Source organism: Roseicyclus persicicus (genome assembly GCF_012395815.1).
GTDB classification, from domain to species: Bacteria; Pseudomonadota; Alphaproteobacteria; order Rhodobacterales; family Rhodobacteraceae; genus Roseicyclus; species Roseicyclus persicicus.
The window spans coordinates 242103-261399 of sequence record NZ_JAAZQQ010000001.1; the positions used below are offsets into that span (position 1 = coordinate 242103).

General features: G+C 72.2%; 17 protein-coding genes. 13 read left to right on the top strand and 4 right to left on the bottom strand.

Translation table 11 applies throughout. The features are described from left to right. Positions 1–68 precede the first annotated feature (68 nt). Complete coding sequence (gene ychF, locus HCU73_RS01260; protein WP_168622331.1) at positions 69–1166, bottom strand: redox-regulated ATPase YchF; 1098 nt, start codon at positions 1164–1166, stop codon at positions 69–71. Positions 1167–1365: 199 nt separating this feature from the next. On the opposite strand from ychF, the gene HCU73_RS01265 reads away from it, so the two are divergent. The 3 genes from HCU73_RS01265 (at position 1366) to HCU73_RS01275 (ending at position 4778) form a co-directional block, all read left to right on the top strand. Beyond that, positions 1366–2703, top strand: coding sequence for an MATE family efflux transporter (locus HCU73_RS01265; protein ID WP_168621590.1), 1338 nt, complete (start codon positions 1366–1368; stop codon positions 2701–2703). A 54-nt stretch (positions 2704–2757) separates the two neighbouring features. Further along, the gene (gene trpA / locus HCU73_RS01270; RefSeq protein ID WP_168621591.1) at positions 2758–3549 is read left to right on the top strand and encodes a tryptophan synthase subunit alpha; all 792 of its coding nucleotides are present in this window, start codon (positions 2758–2760) and stop codon (positions 3547–3549) included. Between the two features lie 503 nt (positions 3550–4052). Next, complete coding sequence (locus tag HCU73_RS01275; RefSeq protein WP_168621592.1) at positions 4053–4778, top strand: cobalamin B12-binding domain-containing protein; 726 nt, start codon at positions 4053–4055, stop codon at positions 4776–4778. A gap of 15 nt (positions 4779–4793) precedes the next feature. Here the strand turns inward: HCU73_RS01275 and HCU73_RS01280 are convergent, their stop codons facing one another. Further along, positions 4794–5408 (bottom strand): DUF1285 domain-containing protein, encoded by a 615-nt coding sequence (locus HCU73_RS01280; RefSeq protein ID WP_168621593.1) that lies wholly within the window; start codon positions 5406–5408, stop codon positions 4794–4796. 62 nt (positions 5409–5470) lie between these two features. Here HCU73_RS01280 and HCU73_RS01285 point away from each other — a divergent pair, with 62 nt between their 5' ends. The 4 genes from HCU73_RS01285 to HCU73_RS01300 all read left to right on the top strand — a co-directional run bounded on the left by HCU73_RS01285 (position 5471) and on the right by HCU73_RS01300 (position 12327). Next, positions 5471–6478: an AAA family ATPase gene (locus HCU73_RS01285; protein WP_168621594.1), complete on the top strand. Its 1008-nt coding sequence runs from the start codon at positions 5471–5473 to the stop codon at positions 6476–6478. After that, complete coding sequence (locus tag HCU73_RS01290; protein ID WP_239025410.1) at positions 6475–7368, top strand: DUF58 domain-containing protein; 894 nt, start codon at positions 6475–6477, stop codon at positions 7366–7368. Before HCU73_RS01285 ends, HCU73_RS01290 begins: the two co-directional genes overlap by 4 nt. Before the next feature lie 121 nt (positions 7369–7489). Continuing rightward, positions 7490–10258, top strand: a complete 2769-nt coding sequence (locus tag HCU73_RS01295) for a DUF4159 domain-containing protein (protein ID WP_168621595.1) — start codon at positions 7490–7492, stop codon at positions 10256–10258. A 2-nt stretch (positions 10259–10260) separates the two neighbouring features. Next, positions 10261–12327, top strand: a complete 2067-nt coding sequence (locus tag HCU73_RS01300) for a hypothetical protein (RefSeq protein WP_168621596.1) — start codon at positions 10261–10263, stop codon at positions 12325–12327. A gap of 176 nt (positions 12328–12503) precedes the next feature. Here HCU73_RS01300 and HCU73_RS01305 read toward each other — a convergent pair whose 3' ends face one another. Then, a complete protein-coding gene (locus HCU73_RS01305) occupies positions 12504–12728 on the bottom strand; it encodes a hypothetical protein (RefSeq protein WP_168621597.1) in 225 nt (74 codons plus the stop codon). 113 nt (positions 12729–12841) lie between these two features. Further along, positions 12842–13252, bottom strand: coding sequence for a CopD family protein (locus tag HCU73_RS01310; RefSeq protein WP_168621598.1), 411 nt, complete (start codon positions 13250–13252; stop codon positions 12842–12844). A 127-nt stretch (positions 13253–13379) separates the two neighbouring features. Between HCU73_RS01310 and HCU73_RS01315 the strand changes: the two genes are divergently transcribed. The 6 genes from HCU73_RS01315 (at position 13380) to HCU73_RS01340 (ending at position 19248) form a co-directional block, all read left to right on the top strand. Beyond that, a complete protein-coding gene (locus tag HCU73_RS01315; protein ID WP_168621599.1) occupies positions 13380–14825 on the top strand; it encodes an FAD-linked oxidase C-terminal domain-containing protein in 1446 nt (481 codons plus the stop codon). A gap of 88 nt (positions 14826–14913) precedes the next feature. Continuing rightward, entirely contained in the window at positions 14914–16029 is a 1116-nt protein-coding gene (locus HCU73_RS01320) for an FAD-binding protein (RefSeq protein ID WP_168622333.1), read from the top strand. After that, complete coding sequence (locus HCU73_RS01325; RefSeq protein WP_210730447.1) at positions 16026–16382, top strand: hypothetical protein; 357 nt, start codon at positions 16026–16028, stop codon at positions 16380–16382. The genes HCU73_RS01320 and HCU73_RS01325 overlap by 4 nt, the downstream gene beginning before the upstream one ends. 10 nt (positions 16383–16392) lie before the next feature. After that, positions 16393–17712 carry a glycolate oxidase subunit GlcF gene (gene glcF, locus HCU73_RS01330; protein WP_168621601.1) on the top strand — a complete coding sequence of 440 codons (1320 nt, stop codon included), beginning with the start codon at positions 16393–16395 and terminating at the stop codon, positions 17710–17712. Positions 17713–17806: 94 nt separating this feature from the next. Further along, a complete protein-coding gene (locus HCU73_RS01335; protein ID WP_168621602.1) occupies positions 17807–18658 on the top strand; it encodes a trypsin-like serine peptidase in 852 nt (283 codons plus the stop codon). A 143-nt stretch (positions 18659–18801) separates the two neighbouring features. Next, entirely contained in the window at positions 18802–19248 is a 447-nt protein-coding gene (locus HCU73_RS01340) for an Hsp20 family protein (protein WP_168621603.1), read from the top strand. Positions 19249–19297 lie beyond the last annotated feature (49 nt).

The following is a 19297-nucleotide window of genomic DNA, read 5'->3' on the forward strand; positions in this document are numbered from 1 at the left end:
GGCGGCGCAGGGCGGGGACAAGCGAAAATCAGGGCGCAACGGCAAGGTTGCGGCCGGTCGCGGGGGCGTCAGGCGTTGAACAGGAAGTGCAGGACGTCGCCGTCCTTGACCTCGTAGCCCTTGCCCTCGACGCGCATCTTGCCGGCGTCCTTCGCCCCGGTCTCGCCACCCAGCGCGACGTAGTCGTCGTAGGCGATGGTCTCGGCCCGGATGAAGCCGCGCTCGAAGTCGCCGTGGATCACGCCGGCGGCCTGCGGCGCCATCGTGCCCTTGCGGATGGTCCAGGCGCGCGCCTCCTTGGGGCCCACTGTGAAATAGGTCTGCAGGCCCAAAAGCGCGTAGCCCGCCCGGATCAGCCGGTCGAGCCCGGGCTCCTCCAGCCCCATCTCGGACAGGAACATCGCGGCCTCCTCGGCGTCGAGCTGGGCGATTTCCTCCTCGATCTGGGCCGAGATGATGACATGCGCGGCGCCCTGCGCCTCGGCCATCGCGATCACCTTGGCGGACTGGGCGTTGCCGGTCGCGGCGGCGGCCTCCTCGACGTTGCAGACGTAGAGGATCGGCTTGGCGGTCAGCAGCTGGAGCATCTTCCACGCCTTCTGGTCGTCCTCGGCGACGGGCACCAGCCGCGCCGGCTTGCCGTCCTCCAGCATCGCCTGCGCGGCCTTCAGCAGGCGCTCCTGCGCGATCGCCTCCTTGTCGCCGCCGCGGACCTTGCGGGTGATGTTCTGCAGCCGCTTTTCCACCGACTCCAGATCGGCCAGCATCAGCTCGGTCTCGATGGTGTCGGCGTCCGCGATGGGGTCGACCCGGCCCTCGACATGGGTCACGTCGCCGTCCTCGAAGCAGCGCAGCACGTGGGCGATGGCGTCGCATTCGCGGATGTTGGCGAGGAACTGGTTGCCGAGGCCCTCGCCCTTGGATGCGCCCTTCACCAGCCCCGCGATGTCGACGAAGGTCATCCGCGCCGGGATGACCTGCCGCGACTGGGCGATGGCGGCCAGCCGGTCGAGGCGGGCGTCGGGCACCGCGACCTCGCCCACGTTGGGCTCGATGGTGCAGAAGGGGAAGTTCGCCGCCTGCGCCGCGGCGGTGCGGGTCAGCGCGTTGAAGAGCGTGGACTTGCCCACGTTCGGCAGCCCCACGATGCCCATCTTGAAGCCCATCCGCGCATCCTCCGCCAACCTCGGGAAATCCGCGCGCATGTAGGGGGGGCGGGGCGGCGGCGTCAAGGCGGGCTTGACTCGAAGGCCCGCGCGGGCCACCTGCCCGGTGCGGCGTGCGCGCCGTCCCCGCGTGGCTGGGGCGTTGGACCAGTGCTGACCGCACCCCGGGGGCCCGCCGGCGGTGCAGACGGATCGTCTGATGCCTGCCCTGCCCCGCACCGAACCCGGCGCGCTCCGCGCCGAGATCGGCCCGCTCCTGTCCCTGTCGGTGCCCATGATGGTGGGCCTGTCGGCCAGCACGCTGATGGGCGTGGTCGACACCGTCATGGTGGCGCCGCTCGGCACCGTGGCGCTGGCCGCCGTCGGCATCGCCTCGGCGGTGGGCATCCTGTTCCTGGCTGCGCTCTGGGGGATCGTCACGATCACCGGCGTGCGGATGGCGCAGGCGCAGGGCGCGGGCGACGCGGCGGGGGTGTCGGCCGAGCTGCGGGCGGGGCTGGCGCTCGGCGGGCTGACGGGCTTGGCCGGGGCGGTGGCCATGGTGGTCCTGCTGCCGATGCTCGGGCCGATCGGCCAGCCGCCCGAGGTGATCGCGGCGATCCCGGCCTACTGGGCGCTGGTTGCCGCGGCGCTGGTGCCCTTCACCGTGTTCTTCGTGCTCAAGGCGCTGTTCGACACCATCGGGCGGCCCTGGACCGGGGTGGCGCTGGGCTATCTGGGCGTCGGGCTGAACGTGCCGTTGAACCAGCTGTTCATCTTCGAGCTTGGCTTCGGGCTGACCGGGGCCGGAATCGCGAGCCTCCTGTCCCAGACCGCCACGCTGGCCGCGGCGCTCCTGCTCTGGCGGCACCTGCGCGCCCTTGCCCCGTTCCGCCAGCCCGCGCGCGGCCTGTGGGCCCGGGTGCGGGCGCAGTGGCGCGACGGCTGGCCGCTGATGCTGGGCTATGCCGGCGAGGGCGGCTCCTACGCGCTGATCGGGGTGATGATCGGCTGGCTGGGGGCGCAGGCGCTGGCCGCCAACCAGATCGTGCACGCGGTGGCGGGGGTGGCCTACGTGTTCCCGCTGGGCATGGCGGGGGCGGCCTCGATCCGGGTGGGGCTGGCCGTCGGCGGGGGCGGGCGGGCGCGGCTCCGGCCGATCCTCAAGGCCGCGCTCCTGATCGTGACGGGCTGGATGCTGGCGGTGATGGCGGTGCTGCTGGTCGCGGGCGAGGCCATCGCCGCGCGGCTGTCGGACGATCCGGCGGTGGTGGCGCTGGCCGGCACCCTGTTCCTTGCGGTCGCCGCGATGCAGGTGGCCGACGGGGTGCAGTCGACCACGCTGGGCGCGCTGCGCGGGCTGCTCGACACGCGCTGGCCCACGGTCGTGTCGCTTGTCGCCTACTGGCCCGTCGCGCTGCCGGCGGGCTACACGATGGGGTTCGTCCTGGGCCTGGGCGCGGTCGGGGTCTGGATCGGCTTCGGCCTTGCGCTGGCGGTGGCGGCCGTGGCGTTGCCGCTGCGCTACCGGCACCTGACGCGGCCGAAGGCCCATTGATTTCCGCGCGCCCATGGCCCAAACCCGGGCGGACCACGACGGAACGGGGCGGACATGACACGGATCGACGACACCTTCGCGCGGCTGAAGGCCGAGGGGAAGAAGGCCTTCGTGGCCTATGTCATGGCGGGCGATCCCGATTACGAGACCTCGCTGGCCATCGTGAAGGCGCTGCCCGGCGCGGGCGTCGACATCATCGAGCTGGGGATGCCGTTCACCGACCCGATGGCCGATGGCCCGACGATCCAGCTGGCCGGCCAGCGCGCGCTCGAGGGTGGCCAGACGCTCGACAAGACGCTGCAGATCGCGCGCGAGCTGCGCAAGGACGACCAGCGGACGCCGATCGTGATGATGGGCTACTACAACCCGATCTATTCGCGCGGCGTCGACCGCTTCCTTGCGCAGGCCAAGGAGGCCGGGATCGACGGCCTGATCGTCGTCGACCTGCCGCCCGAGGAGGATGACGAGCTCTGCATCCCCGCGCAGGCGGCGGGGCTGAACTTCATCCGGCTGGCCACGCCCACCACCGACGACAAGCGCCTGCCCAAGGTGCTGCAGAACACGTCGGGCTTTGTCTACTACGTGTCGATCACCGGCATCACCGGCGCCGCCGAGGCGCAGGCGGCCGAGGTCGGCCCCGAGGTCGCGCGGATCAAGTCGCAGACCGACCTGCCCGTGATCGTGGGCTTCGGCATCAAGACGCCCGAGGCGGCGCAATCCATCGCCGGCATCGCCGATGGCTGCGTCGTGGGCTCGGCCATCGTGGCCGAGATCGCGGCGGGCAAGCCGGTGGAGGCGGTGGCCCGTTTCGTGAAGGGGCTGGCCGACGGGGCGCATCGCGCCTGAGGCGCGTAAAGAGTCTTCGGCGCCTGAGGCGCGTAAAGACCCCTCGGCGCCCGAGGCGCGTCTTGGCCCTTGGCGCCTGAGGCGCGAGGATCCATGGCCACATCCGGCCGTGGTCCCGACCGGGAATCAGCCCCGACTCCGCCCTTCGAAGCCCCGCCGCGCAAGGATCTGTCGTTTCTGCACCGCAGAACGAAAAAAAGTGACAGGTGAAATCTTCAATGCCGCAAGGCGTTTCCGTGTCACGGCGCTTAACACTCGAAATGTAAACCTTGATTGACACACCGGCCGGTATACAGTCGCGTTCAGTGACACGACTGCGCAGGCGCGGGCAGGGCAACGGCCCCCGGAACCACGCCGCACGCGATGGACGACAAACGACCGGCATGACGAAGATGAACGATCGAGACCCCATTGCCGCGCTGCGCCGCCCTCTGGCGCTCACCGGCTTGTCCAGCCTTGCGGAGAACGCCTTGGCCAGACTTTGCGCAGAAACACGGGCCGGCATGGCCACGGGCGAGGCGGCCTCCGTCCTCGGCGACCCCTGTGCCGCCGCGATGGCCTACGCCCTGTGCGACGAGGATGACGCCGCGGCGTCGCTGCTCGTCGACGACCTGCTCGACGCGGGCGTCCCGGTCGAGGAGATCTGCCTCGACCATCTCGCCCCCGCCGCCCGCCGCCTTGGCGAGCTGTGGGACCGCGACCGGCTGCCCTTCACCGAGGTCGCGCTGGCGACCGCGCGCATCCAGTCGATCCTGCGCCGGCTGCCCGCCGGGCGCGGCAACCCCGGCGCGGCCGACGGGCGCGGGGCGATCTTCGCCGCGGTGCCCGGCGAACAGCACACGCTGGGCGTGATGATGGCCGCCGACCTGTTCCGCCGCGGCGGCTGGGACGTGAGCCTGTTCATCGGCCTCAGCCATGACGAGCTGTTGGCGCGGCTGTCGCGCGACGACCGGCCGGTGATCGGGCTCAGCTGCTCGGGCGACCATTCCTACCCGGCGCTGCGGCGGTTGCTGGCGGCGCTGGCCAAGGCGCGGCCTGACGCGCAGATCCTGCTCGCCGGCCAGATCCTCAAGCAGCCCGACAAGGTCGCCGACCTGCCCGCCCCGGTGGTGCCGGTCTGCGATATGGCCGGGGCCGAGGCCGAGATGGCCCGCATCGGCGCGATGCTGGCCGCGGCCACGGTGGCGCGGCTGGGGACGGCCCGGCGCAAGGCGACCTCGGCGGCCTGAGCGCCGCCGGCCGGGTCAGGGCATCAGCTCGCGCACCGGGATGATCGGGAAGAAGGCGCCGCCCGACCAGACGCCGAACCAGTCCTCGCCGCCGGTGCGGTGCGCCTCGCCGAGGTCCACCAGCCGGTAGAAGCTCTTGCGGTCGATCAGCGCCTCGAGCCCGGCGCGGACATGGACGTAGGGCGAGGGTTCGCCGGCCGCGTCCCGGACCACGCGGATCGCGTTCTCGGGCCCGGCCACGACTTTGTCGCCCACATTGGTGGTGAAGGTGATGACCTGCCCCGTGCCCTCGCCCCTGACCTCGAAATCCTGCGCCACGAAGGGCGCGTCCTCGACCCGGATGCCGACCTTTTCCACCGGCGTGACAAGGAAATACCGGTCGCCCTCCTTCTTCAGGATGGTCGAGAACAGCCGCACCAGCGGGGCCCGGCCGATCGGCGTGCCCTCGTGGAACCAGGTCCCGTCGCGGCGGATCTCCATGTCGATGTCGCCGCAGAAGGGCGGGGTCCACAGGTGCACCGGCGGAAGCTTGCCGGTCCTGGCGGCGGCCTGCGCCGCCTGCATCAGCTGGTCTGTTCCGGGCTTCGGGTCGTCCGTCACGATCTTTTGTCCCCCGTCGCGCTTTGCCATTTGTGGTCTGCGGAATAGGTCTGGTAGCACTACCCTACATAATGACGCCGCGGAGCAATGCCATGTCTGACCCCGACGCCCTCGTGTCCGAGATCGAAGCGCTGGGGGGCCGGCTGGCGGAGGCCAAGGCCTCCATCGCCACCCGGATCATCGGCCAGGAAGAGGTGGTGGACCTCGCCCTGTCGGCCATGCTGTCGGGCGGCCACGCGCTCCTGATGGGCCTGCCGGGGCTGGGCAAGACGCTGCTGGTCGACACGCTGTCGACGGTGATGGGCCTCAGCGCCAACCGCATCCAGTTCACGCCCGACCTGATGCCGGCCGACATCCTCGGCTCCGAGGTGCTGGAGACGGCGCAGGACGGCAGCCGCAGCTTCCGCTTCCTGCAGGGGCCGATCTTCTGCCAGCTGCTGATGGCCGACGAGATCAACCGCGCCAGCCCGCGGACGCAATCGGCGCTGCTGCAGGCGATGCAGGAGCGCGAGGTGACGATCGCGGGCGACCACAAGCCGCTGCCGCGCCCGTTCCACGTGCTCGCCACCCAGAACCCGATCGAGCAGGAGGGCACCTACCCGCTGCCCGAGGCGCAGCTCGACCGCTTCCTCGTCAAGATCGACGTGGCCTACCCCGACCGCGACACGGAACGCGGGATCCTGCTCGCCACCACCGGCACCGCCGAGGCAAAGGCGCATCGCGTCTTCACCCCCGAGGAGCTGATCCGGGCCCAGGGCCTCGTGCGGCAGATGCCGGTGGGCGAGACGGTGGTGGAACTGATCCTCGACCTCGTCCGCGCCTGCCGCCCGGACGGCGAGGAGGCGCCCGAGATCGTGCGCCGCACGGTCGCCTGGGGGCCGGGGCCGCGCGCGGCGCAGGCGCTGATGCTGACGGTGCGGGCGCGCGCGCTGCTCGACGGGCGGCTTGCGCCCTCGGTCGAGGACGTGGCGCACCTGGCCCGACCGGTCCTCAGCCACCGGATGGCGCTGACCTTCGGCGCCCGCGCCGAGGGGGCGGTGCTGGAGCAGGTCATCGACGAGGTCACCGCGCGCATCACCCGCGTCGAGGCCGCCGCTTGAGCGACACCGCGCTCCATACGCCCGAGACGCTCCGGTCCCGGTCCGAGACGGTCGCCGCGGCGCTGCCGGCCCTGATGGCCGACGCGCAGCACCTGTCGGCGACGGTGCTTCTGGGCGTGCACGGGCGCAAGCGGGCGGGCACGGGCGACGAGTTCTGGCAATACCGGCCTGCGCAGGCGGGCGACGCCTACCGCCAGATCGACTGGCGCCGCTCGGCGCGGTCGGACGGGCATTTCATTCGCCAGACCGAATGGCAGGCCGCGCAGGCGGTGCTGATCGGGGTGGACGACGCGGCCTCGATGACCTTCACCGGGCACAAGGGGCGGCCGTCCAAGCTCCGCCGCGCGCAGACGCTGGCGATGGCGCTCGCCATCATCGCGGTGCGGGGCGGCGAGCGGGTGGGCCTGACCCACCTGCCCGAACCGCCGCGGGGCGGCACGGCGCAGCTGATGCGGATGGCGCAGGCGCTGATGGACGGGCACGAGGCGGGCGACTACGGCGCGCCGCGGCCGCAGGTGATGCCGATGGGCAGCCGGGCGGTGTTCCTGTCGGATTTCCTGGGCGACCCGGCCGCGATCGAGGCGGTGCTGGGCCGCGCCGCCGACCGCGACGTGCGCGGTGCGCTGGTGCAGATCCTCGACCCCGACGAGGAAGCCTTTCCCTTCGACGGGCGCACGGTGTTCGAGTCGATGACCGGCGCGATCCGCTTCGAGACGCTGAAGGCGAAGTCGCTGCGCGAGGCCTACCTGGAGCGGCTGGCCGAGCGGAAGGCACGGCTTCAGGAGATGTGCCGGCGGACCGGCTGGCGCTACCACCTGCACCACACCGACCAGCCGGCGGAACCGGCGCTGCTGTGGCTCTACCGCGCGCTCGAGAAGGTGCGGGCGTGATGGCGGCGCAAGTTTCTTGCAAGAAACTTGCCAGAGCCTTGCAAGGCTCTGCCGCACGCCCTTGCAAGGGCGTGGCAAGACCCTTGCAAGGGTCTTGCGCGCCGGCTGAGGGGGCGCGCCGATGATTGCTAGCCTCGCCTTCGCCACGCCGCTGCTGCTAACCGCCCTGATCGCGCTGCCGGTGCTGTGGTGGATCCTCCGCGCCGTCCCGCCCGCGCCGATCCGCCGCCGCTTCCCCGGCGTCGCCCTCCTCCTCGGGCTCAAGGACGACGACAGCCAGACCGACAAGACGCCCTGGTGGCTCCTGCTGCTGCGCATGACCGCGCTCACCGCCGCCATCATCGGCTTCGCGGGCCCGGTCCTGAACCCGCAGGCCGAGCGCGCGGGCGAGGGGCCGCTCCTGATCCTGATGGACAGCTCCTGGGCCTCGGCCCGCGACTGGTCCGACCGGCTCGACCGCGCCGGGCTCCTGCTCGACGAGGCGTCCCGCGCCGGCCGCCCCGTTGCACTGGTGCAGCTGACCGCGCTGCCTCCCGGCGACCTGGCGCTGCAATCCGCGAACGCCTGGGCGGCGCGGCTGCCGTCGCTGGAGCCCGCGCCCTACGCCCCCGACCTCGCCGCCGCCACCGGCTGGGCCGCGGGGCTCGACGGCCCGCTCGAGACCTGGTGGATCGCCGACGGCCTCGACCACGCGGGCCGCGCCGACCTGACCGCCGCGCTGCAGGCGCTCGGGCCCCTGTCCGTGTTCCAGGGCAGCCGGGACGTGCTGGCGCTGGCGCCGCCGCGCTTCGAGGACGGCACCGTGCGCGCCGCCCTGACCCGGCTCGGCCAGCTTGCGCCCCTCAGCGTCGAGGTGATCGCCCACGGCCTCGACCCCGCCGGCATCCCCCGCGACCTTGCCCGCGCGACGGCCAGCTTCGACGCCGGCGCGGCGGAGGCCGAGGCCGAGTTCGACCTGCCGCCCGAGCTGCGCAACCGCATCACCCGCTTCGAGGTCGCGGGCCTGCGCGGCGCCGGCACCGTCGCGCTGACCGACGACGCGCTGCAGCGCCGGCAGGTCGCCCTGATCTCGGCCGGGGCCGAGGACGAGCAGCAGGCGCTCCTGTCGCCGCTGCACTACCTGCGCCAGGCGCTCGACCCGACTGCCGACCTGATCGAGGGCGCGCTGTCGGACATGCTGCTGGCCAGCCCCGACGTGATCATCCTCGCCGACATCGCCACCCTCTCGCCCGAGGAGGAGGACGGCCTGGTCGCCTGGGTCGACAACGGCGGCCTTCTCGTGCGCTTCGCCGGCCCCCGCCTCGCCGCCTCCGACGTCGCCCGCGACGCGGCGGGGCCGCTGATGCCCGTGCGGCTGCGCGAGGGCGGGCGCAGCGTCGGCGGTGCCATGTCCTGGGGCGAGCCCAAGGCCCTCAGCCCCTTCCCCGACGGCTCGCCGTTCTTCGGCCTCGCCATCCCGGCCGACGTGCAGGTCAGCGCACAGGTCATGGCCCAGCCCGACCCCGAGCTGTCGGCGCGCACCATCGCGTCGCTGACCGACGGCACGCCGCTCGTCACCCGCGCCGCCCACGGCCAGGGCTCGGTGGTGCTGTTCCACGTCACCGCCAACGCCGAGTGGTCGAGCCTGCCGCTCTCGGGCCTCTTCGTGCAGATGCTGGAGCGGCTGGCCATATCCACCCGGCCCGTCGCCCCCGACGCCGAGGATCTCGCCGGCACTGTCTGGACGCCCGAGCAGGTGCTGGACGGCTTCGGCACGCTGCGCGACGCGGGCACCCGCCCCGGCATCGAGGGCGCCGTGCTGGCCGAGGCGCCGCTCTCCGCCGACCTCCTGCCCGGTCTCTACGCCGCCGAGGACCGGCGCATCGCCCGCAACGTCATCACCGCCGACACGGTGCTCGCCCCCGCCGACTGGCCCGCCTCCGTGCCGGTCGAGGGGATGGAGGTGATCGCGCCCACCGACCTGATGGCCGCCTTCCTGACCGGGGCGCTGGCGCTCCTGTTGCTCGATGCCATCGCATCGCTCTGGCTGGCCGGCCGGCTCTCGGGTCTGGCGCGGGGCGCGGCGATCCTTGCCGTCGTGCTGGCCTTGCCGCAGGGCGGCCAGGCGCAGGAGGCGACGGCCCTGACGCCGGAGGAGGAGCTGGCGGTGCTCGCCACCCGCGACGTGGTGCTGGCCTATGTGCTGACCGGCGACGCCGAGCTCGACGAGATGTCGCGCGCGGGGCTGCAGGGCCTGTCGAACGTGCTGTGGCAGCGCACCTCGGTCGAGCCCGGCCCGCCCCTCGGCGTCGACCTCGAGCGCGACGAGCTCAGCTTCTTCCCGATGCTCTACTGGCCCGTCTCGCCCGACCAGTCGCTTCCTTCGGCCGCCGCCTACCGCCGGCTGAACGACTACCTCCGCTCGGGCGGGATGATCGTGTTCGACACGCGCGACGCCAACATCGGCGGCTTCGGCTCGGGCACGCCCGAGGGGCGGCGCCTGCGCCTGCTCGCCGCGCCGCTGGATATCCCGCCGCTGGAGCCGATCCCGCCGGACCACATCCTGACCCGCACCTTCTACCTCTTGCAGGATTTCCCCGGCCGCCACCTCGGCCGCGACGTCTGGGTCGAGGCGGCGCCGCCCGACGCCCAGCAGGTCGAGGGGATGCCCTTCCGCAACCTCAATGACGGGGTGACGCCGGTGCTGATCGGGGGCAACGACTGGGCCGCGGCCTGGGCGCAGGACGAGGCCGGGCGCGCGCTCTTCCCGGTCGGGCGCGGCGCGACCGGCGAACGCCAGCGCGAGATCGCGCTGCGCTTCGGGGTGAACCTCGTGATGCATGTGCTGTCGGGCAACTACAAGTCCGACCAGGTCCACGTGCCGGCCCTCCTCGAACGGCTGGGGCAATAGCCATGTCGCAGACGATCCTGTTCGATCCGCTCGTCCCCGTCTGGCTGATCTGGGTGCTCGGCGCCGCGACGCTGGCGGTGGTGGTTCTCGCGCTCTGGCGCGGGCTGTCGGGCTGGCCCTTCCGCCTGCTGGCCGCCGGCGCGCTGCTGGCCGCGCTCCTGAACCCGTCGCTGCAGTCCGAGGAGCGCGAGCCGCTGTCCGACATCGTGCTGGTGGTCGTCGACCAGTCCGCCAGCCAGCGCATCGCCGACCGCCCCGACCAGACCGCCGCCGCTGTGGCGGCGCTGGAGGCCGAGATCGCGGGCCTCGGCATGGAGATGCGGCTTGCCACCGTCGGCGACGCGCCGGACAACGGCGGCACGCTCCTGATGGCGGAACTGAACCGGATGCTGGCCGAGGAACCGCGCGCGCGAGTCGCCGGCGCGATCCTCGTGACCGACGGGCAGCTGCACGACGCGCAGCTGGTGCCTGACCTGCCCGCGCCGCTCCACGCGCTGATCACGGGGCGCGAGACCGACTGGGACCGGCGGCTGGTGATCGAGACCGCGCCGGCCTTCGGCATCATCGGCGAGGAGCTGACGATGACGCTCCGTATCGACGACCAGGGCGCGGTGCCGGGCGGCTTGTCGGGGCGCGCCGAGATCGCCATCGCCATCGACGGCGGGCAGAGCCAGACCTTCACCGTCCCCACCAACGAGACGCTGCAGCTGCCCCTCACGCTCCAGCACGCGGGCCAGAACGTGGTGCAGTTCACGGTGCCCGACGCCGAGGGCGAGCTGACCGCCCGCAACAACGCCGCGGTGGTGCAGATCAACGGCATCCGCGACCGGCTGTCGGTGCTGCTGGTGTCGGGCGAGCCGCACCCGGGCCAGCGGACCTGGCGCAACCTGCTGAAATCCGACCCCTCGGTCGACCTCGTCCACTTTACCATCCTGCGGCCGCCGGACCGGCAGGACGGGGTGCCGGTGACCGAGCTGTCACTGATCGCCTTCCCGACGCGCGAGCTGTTCATGGAATCGGTCGACGATTTCGACCTGATCATCTTCGACCGCTACCGCCGCCGCGGCATCCTGCCGATGACCTACATCGACAACATCCGCCGCTACGTCGAGGAGGGCGGTGCGCTCCTGCTTGCCGCCGGGCCCGACTATGCCTCGGCCGCCTCGCTCTACCGCTCGCCGCTGTCCGAGATCCTGCCGGGCCGGCCCACCGCGCGGGTGATCGAGGCCCCGTTCCTGCCCGAGATCTCGGCCCTGGGCCAGCGCCACCCCGTCACCGCGGGGCTGGAGGGGGCGCACGAGCCGCTGGCCGGCAGCGACCAGCCCTGGGGCCGCTGGATGCGGCAGATCGAGGTGACCGAACAGTCGGGCCAGACGGTGATGACGGGCAATGGCGGCGTGCCGCTCCTGGTGCTCGACCGGGTGGGCGAGGGGCGGGTGGCGCTGCTGGCGTCCGACCACGCCTGGCTGTGGGACCGGGGTTTCGAGGGCGGCGGGCCGCAGCTGGAGCTGTTGCGGCGGCTGGCGCACTGGATGATGGGCGAGCCCGACCTGGAGGAAGAGGCGCTGGTCGCCGAGGCCGACGGGCAGACGATCCGCGTGACGCGCCGCACGCTGGCCGACACGGTCGGCGCGCTGCGGGTGGTGGCCCCCGACGGGACCGAGACCGAGGTCGTGCTGCAGGAAACCGCGCCGGGCCGCTTCACCGCCGAGATCGACGGGGCGGAGCAGGGGCTCTACCGGCTGGCCGAGGGCGTGCACGAGACGGTGATCGCGCTTGGCCCCGCGGCCCCGCGGGAGTTCGAGGAAACCATCGCCTCGGGCGACCGGCTGGCGCCGCTGGCCGAACCGCTGACCGGGGGCGTGATGCGGCTGGAGGACGGGATGCCCGACCTGCGCCGCGTGTCCGAGGGGCGCAACGCGAGCGGGCGCGGCTGGATCGGGCTGACCACGCGCGAGGCCTATCTTACCACCGACGTGACGGTGACGCCGCTGGTGGCCGCGTGGCTGTTCCTGCTGCTGGCCGCCGCGCTGACGGTGGCGGGCTGGCTGCGCGAGGGCCGCCGCTGAGGCAGGTGGGATGGTCCGCCCTGCGGGCCGGGTAGGCTTTGGGTGCACAGCGGATCGAGGCGGGCGGTATCGCCGGGGTCGTCGAAATGCCCGCGGTTGGGCTGTGGGGATGGCGGGCCGAGGCCCGCCCTACAGGTCGATTGGCTGGGGGCGGGAGGGCCGGGCCGACGCCCGCCCTACAGGAACAGCTGGCCGTGGCAGGTGGGGCAGCGGGTGGTCTTGCGCCCGAGGCAGCCGTCGCAGCGCTGGAACTGGGGATGGCCGTTGCGGTCGGCGCCGCGGAGCAGCTTGCCCGACCCGCCGCAGACGCGGCAGGGCGCAAGGCCGGTGCCGTTGCAGCGGTGGCAGCGCCGGGGCGCCGTGTCGGCCTGGTGCTTGCGGAAGTTGCGCTGGATCTGCATGGCGGGGCGCTTCGGACAAGGATGGGAGGCTACCCTGGGGGCGGACTCCGGCAATCCGACGGCGTTTTCGCGGCCATCCGGTGACGGGCGGCGTGAAACCGGGGCGTCTGCCCTCAGAACGGCTTGAACACCACCACGATCAGCACCGCGATGGCGCCCAGTACGCTGATCTCGTTGAACACCCGCAGCCACAGGTCGCTTTCGGTGAAGACGCCCCGGCGGGCGCGCAGCACCAACCGCCCGGTCCAGCCGTAATGGGCGGCGAGCAGGCCGACGATCCCGAGCTTGGTCCAGACCCAGAGCGGGTAGCCCCAGAGCCAGCCGAGCCAGAGGCCGCTGAGGATGGCGATGACGCCGAGGCCGAGCGAGAAGCGGTAGATGCGGATCGTCAGGTCGCCGGTGGGCCCGAATTCGCCCAGCCGCGCGTACTCGCGCTTCCAGAAGATGATCGCGCGCGGCACCGCGAAGATGCCGGTCATCCAGCCGAGGACGGCCAGCAGGTGGAGCACTTTGATCCATTCCATGCCGGCACACATGCGCCGTCATGCCGTCTTCCCGCAACGTGCTGAGATGTCTCAGGCTGTTTTTCGTTGCCACATGGTCTGATTGGTTATATTTCTTTACCAATTCAGCGCAGAGGAGGAGCGCACCATGGAGATGCCAGCCCCCGACGCCGGGATTTTGTCCCGCAAGAACAGGATCGTGGAACGCCTGCGCGCCGCGCTGCCGGCCGCCGCGGTGATTCACGACGAGGCCGAGGTGCGCGCCTATGAATGCGACGCGCTGACCGCCTACCGCTGCCCGCCGCTGGCCGTGGTGCTGCCCGCCTCGACCGAGGAGGTGGCGACCGCGCTGAGGATCTGCCACGCCGAGGGCGTGCCGGTGGTGCCGCGCGGGTCGGGCACGTCGCTGGCAGGTGGCGCGCTGCCGACGGCGGACAGCGTGATCCTGGGCGTGTCGCGCCTGAACCGGGTGCTGGAGACGGATTACGACAACCGCTTCATCCGGGTGCAGTCGGGGCGCACGAACCTGAGCGTCACCGGCGCGGTGGAGCAGGAGGAATTCTTCTACGCGCCCGACCCGTCGTCGCAGCTGGCCTGCGCCATCGCGGGCAACATCGCGATGAACTCGGGCGGGGCGCATTGCCTGAAATACGGCGTGACGACCAACAACCTGCTGGGCGTGACCATGGTCACGATGGACGGCACGGTCATGGAGATCGGCGGCGCGCATCTGGACGCGGGCGGCTATGACCTGCTGGGCGTGATCTGCGGGTCCGAGGGGCAGCTGGGTGTCGTGACCGAGGCGACGCTGCGCATCCTGCGCAAGCCCGAGGGCGCGCGGCCGGTGCTGATCGGCTACGACAGCAACGAGGTGGCGGGCGCCTGTGTGTCCGACATCATCAAGGCGGGCGTCCTGCCGGTGGCGATCGAGTTCATGGACCGGCCCTGCATCGAGGCGACCGAGGCCTTCGCCAAGGCCGGCTACCCGATGTGCGAGGCGCTGCTGATCGTCGAGGTCGAGGGCAGCCCCGCCGAGATCGACGAGCAGCTGGGCCTGATCATGCAGATCGCGCGGCGCCACAACCCCGTCGAGCTGCGCGAGGCGCAGTCGGAGGACGAGGCCAAGCGCATCTGGCTGGGCCGGAAATCGGCCTTCGGCGCGATGGGGCAGATCAACGACTACATGTGCCTCGACGGGACCATCCCGGTGTCGGAGCTGCCCTACGTGCTGCGCAGGATCGGGGAGATGTCGAAGGAGTACGGGCTGGGCGTCGCCAACGTGTTCCACGCCGGCGACGGCAACATGCACCCGCTGATCCTGTTCGATGCCAACAAGCCCGGCGACCTGGAGCTGTGCGAGGCCTTCGGGGCCGACATCCTGAAGCTCTGCGTCGAGGTCGGCGGCTGCCTCACCGGCGAGCACGGGGTGGGGATCGAGAAGCGCGACCTGATGGTCACGCAGTTCGCGCCCGAGGACCTGGAGGCGCAGATGCGGGTGAAGGACGTGTTCGATCCCGACTGGCTGTTGAACCCCGCCAAGGTGTTCCCGCTGGCGGCGTCGCGTGCGCGGCGCGAGAGGGCTTTCGCCGCCTGACGGCGGCGACCCGTGCGAGGGGGCGCTGCCCCCTCGCGCTCCCCCGGAGTATTTGGAAAGCAAAGATGGGAAGGGAGGGGCGCCCGTGCTGCACCCTGCGAGCGAGACCGAGCTGAGCGAGATCGTGGCGGCGGCCAGGGGGCCCCTGCGCGTGGTGGGCGGCGGCACGCGGGCCGTGGGCCGGCCGGTGGCGGGCGAGGCGTTGTCGGTGGCCGGGTTGACGGGGGTGGAGCTCTACGAGCCCGGCGCGCTGACCATCGTGGCGCGGGCGGGGACGCCGCTGGCCGAGGTGGAGCGGGTGCTGGCGGCGGAGGGGCAACGGCTGCCCTTCGAGCCGATGGATCACCGGGGGCTGCTGGGCACCGCGGGCGAGCCGACCATCGGGGGCGTGGTGGCGGCGAATGTCTCGGGGCCGCGGCGCATCCAGGCGGGGGCGGCGCGCGACAGCCTGATCGGGGTGCGCTTCGTCGACGGGTCGGGGACCGTGGTGAAGAACGGCGGGCGGGTGATGAAGAACGTCACCGGCTACGACCTCGTGAAGCTGATGGCGGGGAGCTGGGGCACGCTGGGCGTGCTGACCGAGGTGGCCTTCAAGGTGCTGCCCGCGCCCGAGGCGGCGGCGTCGCTGGCGGTGGCGGGCCTGAGCGAGCTGCAGGCGGTGGAGGCGATGGCGACCGCGCTGGGCTCGCCCTTCGAGGTGACCGGGGCGGCGCATCTGCCGGGGGAGGGGCGGACGCTGCTCAGGATCGAGGGGTTCTCGGCGAGCGTGGCCTACCGCGCGGGGCGGCTGCGCGACCTGATGGCGCCCTTCGGCGCGGTGACTGTCGAGGCCGACGCGGGCCGCGTCGCGGCCACTTGGGCCGGCGTGCGGGACGTGGCGGGGTTTGCCGGCCGGGCGGGCGACGTGTGGCGGATCTCGGTCAAGCCGTCGGACGGGCCGGGGATCGCGGCGCGCACGGGCGGCGAGGTGATCTACGACTGGGGCGGCGGGCTGATCTGGGTGCTGGTGCCCGAGGGCACCGACCTGCGGGCGCGGCTCGGGGCCTTTGCCGGCCACGCGACGCTGGTGCGCGCGTCGGAGGCCACGCGCGCCCGGATCGCCCCGTTCCAGCCCGAGCCCGCGCCCATCGCCGCGCTGTCGGCGGGGCTGCGCGCCAAGTTCGACCCGAGGGGCATCCTGAACCCCGGGCTGATGGCGTCGTGAGGCGGGCCGTGCTGACCGACGCGCTGATCGTCGCGCTGCCGTCCGCCGCCCTGTTCGGGGGGCTGGCGTTGATGTCGGACCGCAAGCGCGGCGCGGCGCTGGCGCAGGGCGCGCTGGTGCTGGCGGTCATCGCCATGTTCGTCGCCATCACGGCGCGCGGGCCGCTGGCGGGCCTCGCCCCGATCCAGATCGCGGCCATCGCCACCGGGCTGATCGCGGCGGCGGTGGCGGGGATGCTGTATCACCTCTACCTCGGTCGCTTCGCGCAGGTCTGGTCCGCGCGGGGCGTGTTCACGGCGGTCTACCTGGGCCTGTCGGCCCTGTTCGGCCTTGTCTTCCTGAACCTTTTCTGAAAGCGCGGACATGCAGACCACATTCACGCCCGAGCAGTTGAAGGACCCCGCCATCGCGCGCTCGAACGAGGTGCTGCGGACCTGCGTCCATTGCGGCTTCTGCACGGCGACCTGCCCGACCTACCAGGTGCTGGGCGACGAGTTGGACAGCCCGCGGGGGCGGATCTATCTTATAAAAGATATGCTGGAGAAGGGCCGGCCGGCCGACGCCAAGACGGTGCAGCACATCGACCGCTGCCTGTCCTGCCTCGCCTGCATGACGACCTGCCCCTCGGGCGTGCATTACATGCACCTCGTCGACCATGCGCGGGAATACATCGAGCAGACCTACCGCCGACCCCTGTTCGAGCGGGTGCTGCGCTGGACGCTGGCGAAGATCCTGCCCTACCCGACGCGGTTCCGGGTGGCGCTGCTGGGGGCCAAGATCGGGCGGCCCTTCGCCTTCCTGATGCCCGACGCGCGGCTGAAGGCGATGCTGGCGATGGCGCCGAAGACCATCCCGCCGGTCAGCCGCAACGACGACCCGCAGGTGTTCCGGGCGCAGGGCGAGCGGAAGATGCGGGTGGCGCTGATGACGGGCTGCGCGCAGCGGGCGCTGAACACCGACATCAACGACGCCACCATCCGGCTGCTGACGCGGCTGGGCTGCGACGTGGTGATCTCCGAGGGGCAGGGGTGCTGCGGGGCGCTGACGCACCACATGGGCAAGACGGAGGAAAGCCACGCGACGGCGGCGAAGAACATCCGCGCCTGGCACCGGGAGATGACCGGCGAGGGGCTGGACGCCATCGTGATCAACACGAGCGGTTGCGGCACGACGGTCAAGGATTACGGGCACATGTTCCGCAACGAAGCACTCGCTCCGGAGGCGGCAGCCGTCAGCGCCATCGCCATGGACGTGTCCGAGGTGCTGATGAAGCTGGACCTGCCGGAGCAGGCGATGGGCCTCAAGGTCGCCTATCACGCCGCCTGTTCGCTGCAGCATGGCCAGCAGATCAAGACCTACCCCAAGGATCTGCTGAAGCGGGCCGGGTTCAAGGTGGTGGAGCCCGCCGACAGTCACCTGTGCTGCGGCTCGGCCGGGACCTACAACCTGATGCAGCCCGAAATTTCCGGGCAGCTCAAGGCGCGCAAGGTGCAGACGCTGGAGGCGACGCGGCCCGACGTGATCGCGGCGGGCAACATCGGCTGCATGATGCAGATCGGGTCGGGGACGGACATCCCCATCGTGCACACCGTGGAACTGCTCGACTGGGCCACCGGCGGGCCGCGGCCCGCCGCGCTGGACGCCGAGGGCAAGCGCGCGGTGCCGGTGCCGATCCTGCGCTGAGGGCGCGCGGCCCCGGGTCGCGCGCGTCGGCGCCACAATTCCGCCGGGTTGCGGCGGCAGCGTCGCCCGAGGTCCCGACAGGATGTCCGGTCGTATGCGTCGCCTTGTTCTCGCCCTTGGTGCGGCCACTTTGCTGGCCCACGCCGTGCCCCTCGCCGGGCAGGAAACCCTGCCCGACCCCGTGCCCGAGCCCGCCTTGCGGGCGCTGCTGACCGCCGATGCGGCCAGCCCATGGGAGGCCGTGGGGCGGCTCGATTCGGGCGTGTCCTTCTGCACCGCGACGCTGATCGCCCCCGACCTCGTGCTGACCGCGGCGCATTGCCTGTTCGACGCCGAGGGGCGGCGCCTGCCCGACAGCGCGCTGACCTTTTCGGCAAGCCTGCGGCTGGGCCGGGCCGAGGCGGTGCGCGGCGTCGCCCGCGCCCATCTGCCCGAGGGTTACGAGCACCCGCCGCTGGGCCGGGCCGAGTTCTCGGCCGTGGCGCAGGACGTCGCGCTGCTGGAGCTGGACCTCGCCATTCCGGCGGCGCAGGTCGCGCCGATGCCGGCCAGCCGGTCTGCGGCGGGGGCGGGGCCGGTGACGCTGGTGTCCTACGGGGCCGAGCGCGCGGCCTTCCCCTCGATCGAGGAGGAGTGCCGCGTGCTGTCGCGGGCCGAGGCGGTGCAGATCCTCAGTTGCCGCGCGGTCGAGGGCAGTTCCGGCGCGCCGGTGATGCGCATGGGGCCGTCGGGGCCCGAGATCGTGGCGGTGGTGTCGGGCCTGACCCGCATCTACGGCACCGAGGCGACGGTGGCGGTGGCGACGGCCGGCCTTCTGGCCGAGCTGGAGGCCGCCCGCGCCGCGGCGGGGGCGGGGGTGATGAGCCGCACCCCCGCGGGCATCCGCACGCTGGGCGGGGCCGACACCGGGCGCGACAGCATCGGGGCGCGGTTCCTGAGGCCCTGAGCGCGGGCAGGCTTGAAAGGCCGGGGCGTGCTGCCCACATCGGGGTCGTGGCGGTGCCAGTGAACCGGGCCGCCGCACGAACCCGTGGCCGTGCCCGAGATGGGGCGGCCCAGACACAGTTGTCGCTCACTGGAGGATGACAGATGCGGACCTACGACCTTTCGCCCCTTTACCGTGCCACCGTCGGCTTCGACCGGATGGCAGACCTTCTGGACCGTGTCCTGACGCAGGACAGCACCGTCCCGACCTACCCGCCCTACAACATCGAGAAGACCGCCGAGGGCGCCTATCGCATCTCGCTCGCGGTCGCCGGCTTCACCGAGGCCGAGCTGAGCGTCGAGCAGCGCGAGCAGGAGCTTGTGGTCGCCGCCCGCAAGGCCAAGGACGACACCCAGCGCACGTACCTGCACCGCGGCATCGCCACCCGCGCCTTCGAGAAGCGGTTCCAGCTGGCCGACCACGTGCGCGTGACCGGTGCGGTACACGAGAACGGGATGCTGCACATCGACCTCGTGCGCGAGGTGCCCGAGGCGCTGAAGCCGCGGCAGATCGAGATCAGCCGCGCCGCGCCGCAGGTGATCGAGGCCTGAGCCTCACCCCTCCGATACAGACACGCGGGGCGGCCTTCGGGCCGCCCTT

Excerpts from the sequence above, each read along its gene's own strand:
- ychF (WP_168622331.1), bottom strand. The coding sequence starts at position 1,166 with ATGGGCTTCAAGATGGGCATCGTGGGGCTGCCGAACGTGGGCAAGTCC.
- HCU73_RS01265 (WP_168621590.1), top strand. The coding sequence starts at position 1,366 with ATGCCTGCCCTGCCCCGCACCGAACCCGGCGCGCTCCGCGCCGAGATC.
- trpA (WP_168621591.1), top strand. The coding sequence starts at position 2,758 with ATGACACGGATCGACGACACCTTCGCGCGGCTGAAGGCCGAGGGGAAG.
- HCU73_RS01275 (WP_168621592.1), top strand. The coding sequence starts at position 4,053 with ATGGCCACGGGCGAGGCGGCCTCCGTCCTCGGCGACCCCTGTGCCGCC.
- HCU73_RS01280 (WP_168621593.1), bottom strand. The coding sequence starts at position 5,408 with ATGGCAAAGCGCGACGGGGGACAAAAGATCGTGACGGACGACCCGAAG.
- HCU73_RS01285 (WP_168621594.1), top strand. The coding sequence starts at position 5,471 with ATGTCTGACCCCGACGCCCTCGTGTCCGAGATCGAAGCGCTGGGGGGC.
- HCU73_RS01295 (WP_168621595.1), top strand. The coding sequence starts at position 7,490 with ATGATTGCTAGCCTCGCCTTCGCCACGCCGCTGCTGCTAACCGCCCTG.
- HCU73_RS01300 (WP_168621596.1), top strand. The coding sequence starts at position 10,261 with ATGTCGCAGACGATCCTGTTCGATCCGCTCGTCCCCGTCTGGCTGATC.
- HCU73_RS01305 (WP_168621597.1), bottom strand. The coding sequence starts at position 12,728 with ATGCAGATCCAGCGCAACTTCCGCAAGCACCAGGCCGACACGGCGCCC.
- HCU73_RS01310 (WP_168621598.1), bottom strand. The coding sequence starts at position 13,252 with ATGGAATGGATCAAAGTGCTCCACCTGCTGGCCGTCCTCGGCTGGATG.
- HCU73_RS01315 (WP_168621599.1), top strand. The coding sequence starts at position 13,380 with ATGGAGATGCCAGCCCCCGACGCCGGGATTTTGTCCCGCAAGAACAGG.
- glcF (WP_168621601.1), top strand. The coding sequence starts at position 16,393 with ATGCAGACCACATTCACGCCCGAGCAGTTGAAGGACCCCGCCATCGCG.
- HCU73_RS01335 (WP_168621602.1), top strand. The coding sequence starts at position 17,807 with ATGCGTCGCCTTGTTCTCGCCCTTGGTGCGGCCACTTTGCTGGCCCAC.
- HCU73_RS01340 (WP_168621603.1), top strand. The coding sequence starts at position 18,802 with ATGCGGACCTACGACCTTTCGCCCCTTTACCGTGCCACCGTCGGCTTC.